The following is a 5,033-nucleotide window of genomic DNA, read 5'->3' on the forward strand; positions in this document are numbered from 1 at the left end:
TCGGAATAGAACACGTGCTCAAGACCTTCCGGAGCGGTGGCGATCAGTCCCTTGGCCAGCTCTTCCGCCGGATCGTGGGTGTACTCGGCAAAGATGATCTGGTCATAGACCTCACAGGCACTTCGGATCGCATCCATGATGCGCGGATGCCGGTGGCCGTGGGTGATAACCCACCACGAGGAGATGGCATCGAGCATGGCATTGCCGTTTTCGTCGTAGAGATAAGCGCCCTCTGTCCTGACAATGCGTTTCATCGCCGGTTCGAGTGCGTGCTGGGTGAAGGGGTGCCAGACAGGGGAACGGGTCACCCTACGATCCCTTCCAGAAAGCAAGCGATATCGAAATGATCATGGAAGGCTTGGCGCAAGGTGTCGGGCGTCAGCGGGTCGATACGCGGCAAACGGCCAAGGCAGTTCACATTGCCCAGCTCCGCGATGATCTGTTGCGTGTCGGCTTGTTCGTCGCCGATGAACACAAGGCCGAAGACGGGAACTACTCGGTGGCGCAAGGCTTCGAGTGAAAGCAACGTATGATTGATCGTTCCAAGTCCGGTGCGGGCACAGAGGACGACCGGCACCTGCCAGCGGGCAAAGACATCCGCGAAGACCGCGTTTTCGGTCAAGGGGACCAGCACGCCGCCCGCCCCTTCAACGACAAGCGGAGCCTCCGTTGACGGAGGTGTCAGGGCTTCCGGGTCAATCCGGACATTGTCGATTCTGGCTGCCAGGTGCGGCGATGCCGGCGTCTTGAGCCGCCACGCCTCAGGAACGATACGTTGAGGAGGTATTCGTCCGAGCCGCGCAACCGTCGTGCTGTCGGTCTCGCCATCAAGCCCAGACTGGACAGGTTTCCAGTACGAGGCACCGAGCCCATCGGCCAATGCTGCCGAAAATACGGTCTTGCCGATATTGGTGTCCGTTCCTGTGACAACAAAACGGAGTGTCATGCAGCCTCCGCGCAAAACACAGTCGCCAAAGCGTCAAACATGCGCAAAATTGCAGACCGGTCGACATTGAGGGTGATGGCAATCCGCAACCGCGCTGTCCCTTCGGGCACTGTCGGCGGGCGGATCGCCCGGATATCGAATCCTGCCTCGCGCATGCATGCGGCGATGCGCATTGTGCGGCTGTTGTCGCCGATTAGTATCGGCAGTATCTGCGAGCCGCTGCCTTCGAACCCAAGCGCCACAGTCAGTTGCGCATTGGCGAACGTCCAGAGTTGTTCGAACTTCGCGCGGCGCTCCGGTTCTTCCGCCAATATTCTCAGGGCCTCACGGACCGCCGCCGCCATCAACGGCGATGGTGCCGTGGAATAAATGAAGCCCCGCGCACGGTTCACGAGATAATCGCAAACGACCTGGTTCGCGCCGACGAGCGCTCCCGAGACACCCAGCGCCTTGCCGCATGTGTGGAGAAGGATGATATTGTCCCGGCCTTCCATTCCGGCAGCAAGTCCGCGGCCATGTGGTCCAAAGACGCCAGTCGCGTGCGCTTCGTCGATAACCAGAAATCCGTCATAACGATCTGCCAGTTCGACAAGTTCTTTCAGCGGGGCGCGGTCCCCGTCCATCGAATAGAGGCTCTCGACCGCAATCCAGGGATGTCCGGTCCCGCCCTTCATACGCCAGGAAACAATTACTTCTTCGAAAGCGTCCGCATCATTGTGTCTCGCGGCGACCGCCTCTGCTCGGCTCGCCGCGATACCCTCGTGTGCGCTGGCATGGATAAGGGCGTCATGGACAATAAGATCGCCGCGCTGCGGCAGCGTTGAGAACAGCGCGGCATTGGCGGCATAACCACTGGAGAAATAGAGCGCCCGTTCCGTCCCGAAAAATATGGCGGCTTCCGCTTCGAGCGCCTCATGTTCCGGATGATTGCCCCGCAGCAGACGCGAGCCGCCTGAGCCAACGGCAACCCCGCGCTCAAGGGCATCGGCGATGGCGGAGCGGATGCGCGTTGAGTTGGCGAGCCTAAGGTAATCGTTCGACGTGAAATCCACGCCATCATGCGGCACCAGTTCACGTCGCCGCCCCTTACGCTCCAGTCCATTCAGCGTCGCCACATAGCGGGCAAGAGGCCCGCGCATCATTCAGCGGCATCCAGCGCCATTGGCTTCAGACCGAGGCGGCGGAACAGCGCTGCATCATGATCCTCGCCGGGATTATCGGCGGTCAGCAGCGTGTCGCCGACAAAGATGGAATTTGCACCTGCAAAGAAACACAGCGCCTGCATTTCGTCGCTCATGTCCGCGCGGCCCGCCGAGAGGCGGACATGCGTTTGCGGCATCAGGATGCGGGCAAGCGCTATGACGCGGACGAAGTCGATCGGATCAATCGGCGCGGCGTTCCCAAGTTTCGATCCAGGGATCGGGATCAGCATATTGATCGGCACACTTTCGGGCGGAAGCGGAAGATTGGCGAGCGTTACCAGCATGGCGACATGGTCATCGCTCGTCTCGCCCATGCCGAGAATGCCACCGGCGCAGACCTTTATCCCTGCCTCGCGTACATTCGCCAGCGTTTCCAGACGGTCTGCGAATGTCCGCGTTGTGATAATTTCGCTATAGAAGCGTTCCGACGTGTCGATGTTGTGGTTATAGTAATCAAGACCCGCATCGGCCAGCCTGCCCGCCTGTTCTCGTGTGAGCATACCGAGCGTCATGCAGGTTTCCAGGCCAATCGACCTGACTCCTTCGACCATCGCGACGAGGGTATCCATGTCGCGACTCTTCGGACTGCGCCAGGCCGCGCCCATGCAATAGCGTGTTGCTCCGCCCTCCTTCGCTTTGCGGGCCTCTGCGACCACCCTCTCGACTTCCATCAGCTTGGACGCTTTGAGACCGGTCGGATAATGCGCGGACTGGCTGCAATAGCCGCAATCCTCAGGACATCCGCCAGTTTTGATCGACAACAGCCTGCTTAACTGCACTGCGTTGGGATTGAATTGTGCTCTGTGGACGGTGTGTGCTCGAAACAGGAGGTCGTTGAACGGCAAATAATAGATTTTTCTCGCTTCCGCAGCACCAATACACACATGGGAATAACCCGAAGAACCCACGCCACTCGACATCAATGTAACGCTCCCGTAGTCATTATAGATAGAATCAAAGATTATCTATAACTTTTAAACAGCGGATGCAGGAAGAGTGCAACCCTTCGGATCATGGAATTCCAAAAAGGGCTACATCGAACTCTGGTCTGTGCGGGAATGCGACTTTTCTATAGAGATGTGTCCAGCCGCTTAGACCCGCACTTCAGGCAAGAAAGCTAGCCGACGATGGCAAAAGCGTCCCGCGTCGAACCTGTGGCGCCTTTGACCGGCTTTTGTCCGATCCATTGGACGTGCCGCTCGAGCACCGCGACAGCGTTGTCGATGTTACCCTGGCGCAGAGACCCCAGGATCGCCCGATGATCATAGTCGGTCCTTGCCTCCCAGTCGGATCGCCAGGCTGAGAACAGGAAGCGTGCGCTCACTGAATGGAGATCATCGATTGCCGCAAGCAAGCGCGGCATTGCGCATGGTAGCAGAATCAGTCGGTGAAACCGCCTGTTTGCCTCCTCCCAGGAACGCACGTCCCGCGAATTGTCTCCAGCGACGGTAGCCATTTCTGCTTGGTCGAGAATTGATGGCGTTAAATGCGGCGCAGCTTGCCGAAGTGCAAGCCCTTCGAGTTCAGCACGCATCAGTGCCACTTCCCGCACTTCCTTCAGGTCGAAGGATGCGACCCTAACACCACGGCGCGGCTCGCTGACAGCTAATCCTTGAGCTTCCAGTTTGCGGAATGCTTCCCTGACAGGGACGTGACTCGCGCCGAATTCCTCCGCGATATGATCCTGACGCAGCTTTGCACCCGGTTCCAGCACTCCCGTCACGATCCTGTCAGCGAGGACCCGGCTGATGCGGTTGGCAATCGTGTCATCATTCATAGCGGTCATATTGTATAGATATTTTGCTTGCCCATGCCTGTCGAGCCGGCGAAATTTCTTTCTAACGAAATCGCGATAGCCATTTAACGATAGCCGAACGGAAACCGCATATCACAATTGTTGGCAGTTCCGTGCGCTGACGAGAACAAAAGCCCATGGTAAAGGCAGTCGCCAACAGAGTAATAGTTACCGGCGGCACGGCCGGCGTCGGACTGGCGCTTGTGCGGCAGCTTGCCGCGAAGGGTCCGTGCGTCGCCTCAGTCGCTCGCACTGCCACAAATGGCGAAGGCGTCGTAGCCGAGACGGGCGCGCACGGCATTGTTGCCGACATAGGCAAGAAGGGCGGCATCTAACCGATCGCGATGCAGGTCACTGCCAGCCTCGGCGGGATCGACGTCCTGATCAACAATTCATCGAGCCTCGGTCCTGTCCCTCTGGCGCTTCTCGCCGATACCGATTGCGAGGAGCTGGAAGCAGCGCTCGCCGCCAACCTCCTCGGCGCGTTCCGACTGACCAAAGCTCTGTTCGGTGCGCTTGCCGCGTCCGCACGCGAGGACCGCGGCCCGTGGTGATCAACATCTCCTGCGACGCGGCGGTCAACGCGCATCCCGGCTGGTCGCGTATGGCGCGAGCAAGACCGCTCTTGCCAATCTTACGGCGATTTGGGACGAGGAGGCGAAACCCGATGGCATTAGGCTCCTCAAAAAACCGCTCAGCGGCAGCGTAAGATCGTTCATGGCGGGTGTGGTCTCCGGAAAATAATTCGGATCGGCTTAGAAACAAAATCCTATGTCATTTCAACGGCACCACATCCGCCACCCCCCATGAATTGTTGCAGCGCACGCTGTCGGTTACGGGTCAATGCCCTCGCCATGCAGAAACTCTCGTGCGGCGCGCCCGTCCATGTTGTCCCCGAGACGGGCGATCAGATGCGAGTGGGGTGCGATCCAGTCGCGAGCGCTCTGATCGTCTCCCCGTTCCCGAAGGCGTCGTGCAAGTTCTATTGATATCCGCAGCTGGCCCATTACGGAATGCTGCGAGGCAGCGACATCATTCGCGCGGTAAAGGATCTTTTCTGTTTCGACCGGGCTAATGCCAAGACGACTAC

7 protein-coding genes and 1 pseudogene are annotated in these 5,033 nt (G+C 58.9%); 2 read left to right on the forward strand and 6 right to left on the reverse strand.

Translation table 11 applies throughout. The annotated features are described in order from the left end of the window. The 5 genes and pseudogenes from AAAB35_RS29615 to AAAB35_RS29635 form a co-directional block, all read right to left on the reverse strand. Positions 1–308, reverse strand: a 308-nt coding sequence (locus AAAB35_RS29615; RefSeq protein ID WP_340671919.1) for an aminotransferase class III-fold pyridoxal phosphate-dependent enzyme, incomplete at its 3' end; no start/stop codon positions are given. Next, entirely contained in the window at positions 305–946 is a 642-nt protein-coding gene (gene bioD / locus AAAB35_RS29620; RefSeq protein WP_340671920.1) for a dethiobiotin synthase, read from the reverse strand. The genes AAAB35_RS29615 and bioD, both read right to left, overlap by 4 nt. Next, the gene (locus AAAB35_RS29625) at positions 943–2,088 is read right to left on the reverse strand and encodes an 8-amino-7-oxononanoate synthase (RefSeq protein ID WP_340671921.1); all 1,146 of its coding nucleotides are present in this window, start codon (positions 2,086–2,088) and stop codon (positions 943–945) included. The genes bioD and AAAB35_RS29625 overlap by 4 nt, the downstream gene beginning before the upstream one ends. Then, positions 2,085–3,014: pseudogene (bioB, locus tag AAAB35_RS29630) on the reverse strand (biotin synthase BioB); the annotation flags it as partial. The gene AAAB35_RS29625 and the pseudogene bioB, both read right to left, overlap by 4 nt. Positions 3,015–3,265: 251 nt before the next feature. Continuing rightward, positions 3,266–3,934: a GntR family transcriptional regulator gene (locus AAAB35_RS29635; RefSeq protein ID WP_340671922.1), complete on the reverse strand. Its 669-nt coding sequence runs from the start codon at positions 3,932–3,934 to the stop codon at positions 3,266–3,268. A gap of 146 nt (positions 3,935–4,080) precedes the next feature. Here AAAB35_RS29635 and AAAB35_RS29640 point away from each other — a divergent pair, with 146 nt between their 5' ends. Further along, positions 4,081–4,278 (forward strand): SDR family NAD(P)-dependent oxidoreductase, encoded by a 198-nt coding sequence (locus tag AAAB35_RS29640; protein ID WP_340671923.1) that lies wholly within the window; start codon positions 4,081–4,083, stop codon positions 4,276–4,278. A gap of 9 nt (positions 4,279–4,287) precedes the next feature. Then, positions 4,288–4,497 (forward strand): hypothetical protein, encoded by a 210-nt coding sequence (locus AAAB35_RS29645; protein ID WP_340671924.1) that lies wholly within the window; start codon positions 4,288–4,290, stop codon positions 4,495–4,497. A gap of 279 nt (positions 4,498–4,776) precedes the next feature. On the opposite strand, the gene AAAB35_RS29650 is transcribed toward AAAB35_RS29645, so the two are convergent. Next, positions 4,777–5,033 (reverse strand): hypothetical protein (locus tag AAAB35_RS29650; RefSeq protein WP_340671925.1); only part of this gene is annotated, 257 nt, incomplete at its 5' end.

Source organism: Phyllobacterium sp. (assembly GCF_037994425.1).
In the GTDB taxonomy this organism is placed as follows: Bacteria; Pseudomonadota; Alphaproteobacteria; order Rhizobiales; family Rhizobiaceae; genus Phyllobacterium.